Raw genomic sequence first — 4718 nt, forward strand, 5'->3', positions numbered from 1 at the left:
TTACAGTCATCATGAAAGTTATTCATAGTATCCTGTCCTTTTCCCCCTCGATAGCCCTTTCACAGGCCATCGTCTGTATTCTTTTAGCCTTTAGTCCGGCAGTATATAGTAAAAATATCAATCCTCGCAAAGCAGCGAAGATAGCTCAAAGATACGTCACCTTACCTCAATCCCAAGAGGTAAAGGCAAAATCGAAAGGTTTCTCTCAAACAGCTGATACACCTTATTATATATATAATGACGCCAGGGGAAGCGGATTTGTGATTGTCTCTGGCGATGATGAGATGGGGGAGATTTTGGCTTACAGTACTGAGGGAACACTCGACACGCTGAATGCCAACCCCTGCGTAAAACTCCTATTGGAAGGGTATCGCCAGACATACGAGGTGCTGAAAGAAGGAAAGGTTGTTGTCGGAAATGCAACCCGCTCTGGTCTGTTTTCTCAAACCGTATCACCTCTACTGAAAAGCAGATGGGGACAGTCGTATCCTTTTAATGCCCGTACAGGTTACCCCTATAGCGGATGTGTGGCTACTGCCATCGCACAATTGATGTATTACCATCAATGGCCTCTTCAGGGAAAGGGACAGAATGAGTATGAGGTAACTTATTATCATACCAAGAAAAGTGCAGACTTCAGTCAGTCTCATTATGATTGGGCGAATATGTTGCCCGACTACCGTTATCCTGTTCGTGCAACTTCAGAACAGGAAGATGCCGTTGCCTTGCTGATGAATGATGTGGGCGTGGCTTCTTTCATGCAATATACACCTAATGCCAGCGGAACACAGGGCATATTTGCCTATCAGGCTCTGCTAAAAAACTTTGATTATTCGGCTGCCTATGCAATCAAAGCAATAGAAGGGCCTACCCGTTTTGCAGAAATCCTGCGGCAGGAACTCCTCAATGGATGTCCTGTCTATCTGGAAGGCAGACCGGCTGGTGCTGCTTCCGGACATGCATGGGTGACAGATGGTTTTGATGAAAATGGACTCTTCCACATGAATTTCGGTTGGGAGGGACAGGGTGATGCCTACTATTCACTCACCAACCTCAGTGTTTCGCAGACTGGTAGTGAGTTCCAAGGTAAGCCGCTGGCATTCAACCGTGCTATCATGGCTATCTTAGCACATCCCGATAATGGGAAATATCCGGAGATAGACCGTAGTCTCTTGGAAAATTCCCCACAGTTGATGTTCAATGAGGGTGGTTCGCTACTGATAAAAGAGGCAACTGGCAAGAATTTCAACCCATTACAGACTATTACAGTGGAAATGAATTCATTCGTCAACAGGGGTAAGCCTTTCCGGGGAGATATTGGTGTAGCAGTCTATGATGTGGATGGGAACCTCATGCAGGTTGCCTATTCTGATGATCATGCTTTGGGAGGTTTTACGCAGCGAATCTATGGTGCCGATCATGCCGGATGGATGGGGAACGACTATCTTATCAATGAAGCACAACCTGTCAAGTTGAATCTTTCAGGTCTTCAGGATGGATATTATCGTCTCCTTCCTGTATGTGTTGCCAGAAAAGAAGATCAGTCGTGGGATGAGTTCTTTCTGATAAAAAAGGCGCCTGTGGTAGAAGTGGAACTGAAGGATAGAACTGGGCGCATATCTGAAATCTATTCGGAAGAACCTCATTTCCAGTTAATGGCGCAGCCAAGACTCATCGGCAGCGTAGAACAGGGAGAAAAAGTACAGGCATTCTTCTCGCTGAAAAATCTCAATGGTGTACCTCGTGACTGTTATTTGAGAGTACAATTGCTCAATGATAGTCGAGAGGTCGTGATGGATACCCGTGTCGATCAGCTCAGCGAAATCGAAGGTTTTACCGAAACCGAAATTCCAATTTTGCTTTCTTTGCCTTCAAATCTTTCTCCAGGATGCTACGAAGTGAAACTCATCATCTCAGGCGATGAAGCAGAAACGATGTTCTATCCTGTCAACCTAATCCACGACCGGGAGGCTGCATTTATCCAGGTGGAGAAAGCGCAGGAAAAGCCGCTAATGGCGAAAGCAGAAGTCTTTTTAGCTGATGATTCCCACGAGAAAATAGAATCAGGCAGTATTGATATGACGAAATATGCTAATTTCAAATTGGGAGTCTCGCTGCTCGCATCCGAAGGCAGAAGTTATGAAGGACGTATAACGCTGATGGGTGAAGACACAGAGATCAAGGAAAAGATACAGGTGCGGGGAATCGATGATGAAGTGAGTGTTTCTTCAACCTTCGAGGTACCCCTTTACAGTTATTGGCTGCGCAAGAACAATTTGTCTTTTGTCGATGGTCATACTTATCGCATGAGGGTGATGGGGGAGATAGAAGGCAAGGAAATCGAACTTGGCAATCCGCAGGGACCCGTGTATTACCTGAAGCGTAAAGGCGACCTCCTCGCTATTTCCCAGGACACATCTACAGGAATCGGAGCCTCTGTAAATGCAGCTCCTTCCATTGATGTTCGTCTCGAAAGTCATCAACTATCAGTTTCCTGTAGTGGCTTGAGAAACATCAAACTCTATCAGATAAGCGGCAGTCTGCTTAAACAGTCTGAGAAGATAAATGGAAATCAAGCCTCGCTTTCTCTGCAAGGCATTCCTGCAGGTATCTATCTGTTGCGTATAGTTACTGATAAGCAGACTTTCACTTATCATGTTGCAAAAAAATAACAAATCTGATTCAATTAAATGGATTAATCTGTCAAAAAAGCGACTGATGATGATAGATGCGTTGCCCAAATCATAGCCATTTGTTTGGGCACTCGTTGCCCGCCTCGTGATCCCTCGTTGCTCGTCTCTTGTTCACCAGTTCCCCATCACGTGATCCCCGAGGGACCGTTTGAAGAGCATAACAGTTTTAAATCTGAGATGAAACCTGTATGGTTTAGAATTTGTGAAAGTTATGGAGAATACTACATAACAATGTTTTATGACAATGAATACAATCATGCTAATGGTGAGGATTTATAATAATCCCTAATTTCGCAACACTCTAATTTAATATCTTATAAGTGCCTGAGCAACAATAAGTTGCTCAGGATTTTTATGTCTGAAATTTCACTTATCTTAGTGTAGTAAAAAATAACAAATAAAACTCAGAATGGCATGGCAAAAATACAAATTCAAACTTTCTCACCAAATCTTCTGTAAAGATAATGTAAAATAATGGAAAAACGATGGAAAATACGCAAAAAGTGCCGATAGTGGTGCCAAAAGTTGCTTTTTTAAGCACTTTTGGCACCACTATCGAGCTTTTTTGTATTCTGAAGGTCGATGCCGCCGTCAACCCGTCCCGTTTCTACTCCAAGCAGCTTCTGCGCCGGGTAAGCAACCAGTACGATATCGAGAGCGAAAGTCTGGAAGAGCGAATCATGGCAGTATTGGATTACATCAGCGGCATGACGGATATCTATGCCTTAGATATTTATCAGAAGATCAACGGAATAAGTCTGCCGATAGTATAGAAACAAAACAGGCGTTTCTTATATTTTTGCGTAAAAGTGTGTTAAATAAAGAAAGATAATAGGAAGAAGAATGCAATAATGGGGGGAGAATAATGTTTCATAAATAGAGGATGGGCAAAGCGCCTATCATGTATAACTCATAAAAAGAACAGTTTATGAAAGCAAAGATTTACTTTTTGGCAATGGCTTTCGTCGCTCTCTTGATGGTAGGGTGTAGCGATGATGATGGTATTCAACTCACACAGGATGAAATCATTGGTGATATTAACACAGGCAAACAAGTGGGTATCAAGGGCAATAGCCTTGTCATATATACCACCCAGGGTGCCTGCGTGAATGTGCAAGGAGCCAAGGGCAAGATTTCGGCACAGTCTTCTGATGAGAAAGTAGTCACTGTAACTTGCATCCATGAGACGGGGCAGTATGGTAAGAATGAGCGTATTAGCTTGTCTGCTATCGCTGTGGGAAAGGCTATTGTTACAGTGACTGATGAAGATGGTAATGAGGCAAAACTTGCCGTGGAAGTCAAGGATGTTGAGACGTTATGGGAGACTACACAAGTATTTAGTGGTTATCAAAAATATTGTAAGGTGGAGGGTGTTTCCAAGGAAGATTCTTTGGTGATAGCATCGGATGCGATAGCAAGTAAGCCTTATGAAGCTGTTAAATTCAAGAGCCGTGGTGATGTATTTACAGTATCCCGAATCCAGTTCCTTGCTGGTGGAAAGGTGTTGGTGGATGGGTATTATACTACTACGTATAATGAAGATCACAGTATACTTTATTTCGAGGTTGGAGATGGTAAAGGCGGAACTTTGGAGAATTTCTATTTGAAACGAAAAGAAGGCTCGCATTTCTTCTGGGATTTGACAGATAAATATAAGGAAGCTTATCCGCAGGTAACAAAGGTGGAGTTAGTTTGGGCAGCTGCTAAGCTTTCTTAAGTTTTCTTCATATTAAAAGGGTCGCTTCAAAACTCATTCTCTTATTCGCTTTCGGGTGCTTTAGGGCTTTATGTTAAAGTTTCTAAAAGAATAATGACAATTAATATCATATCAGAGAAAGAAGAAGGTAACTTTGAAACAGATGATAATCCAACTAATGCAATTAATGGTAAGGGGTCTAATGTGAATGTACATTTCAATCCGGAATCAAATCCAGACATCCCAACTCTGAATAGAAAAACAGGTAGAGTTAGTAATAAAAAGAGACCTTCCCAAGTTGGATTAGCTCATGAAATGATTCATGGTGA

Annotated in this window: 3 protein-coding genes and 1 pseudogene; all 4 read left to right on the plus strand. The window is 42.6% G+C overall.

Features of this window, described 5'->3' with window-relative positions:
• Positions 1–11 precede the first annotated feature (11 nt).
• Positions 12–2672, plus strand: coding sequence for a thiol protease/hemagglutinin PrtT (locus tag DW917_RS15670; protein WP_233524783.1), 2661 nt, complete (start codon positions 12–14; stop codon positions 2670–2672).
• A gap of 599 nt (positions 2673–3271) precedes the next feature.
• Positions 3272–3466, plus strand: a pseudogene (locus DW917_RS15675) (dehydrogenase); the annotation flags it as partial.
• Between the two features lie 155 nt (positions 3467–3621).
• Positions 3622–4410, plus strand: a complete 789-nt coding sequence (locus DW917_RS15680; protein ID WP_147344230.1) for a hypothetical protein — start codon at positions 3622–3624, stop codon at positions 4408–4410.
• 93 nt (positions 4411–4503) lie between these two features.
• Positions 4504–4718 (plus strand): M91 family zinc metallopeptidase (locus tag DW917_RS15685; protein ID WP_199545581.1); only part of this gene is annotated, 215 nt, incomplete at its 3' end.

Source organism: Prevotella sp. AM42-24 (assembly GCF_003461825.1).
Lineage (GTDB): Bacteria > Bacteroidota > Bacteroidia > Bacteroidales > Bacteroidaceae > Prevotella > Prevotella hominis.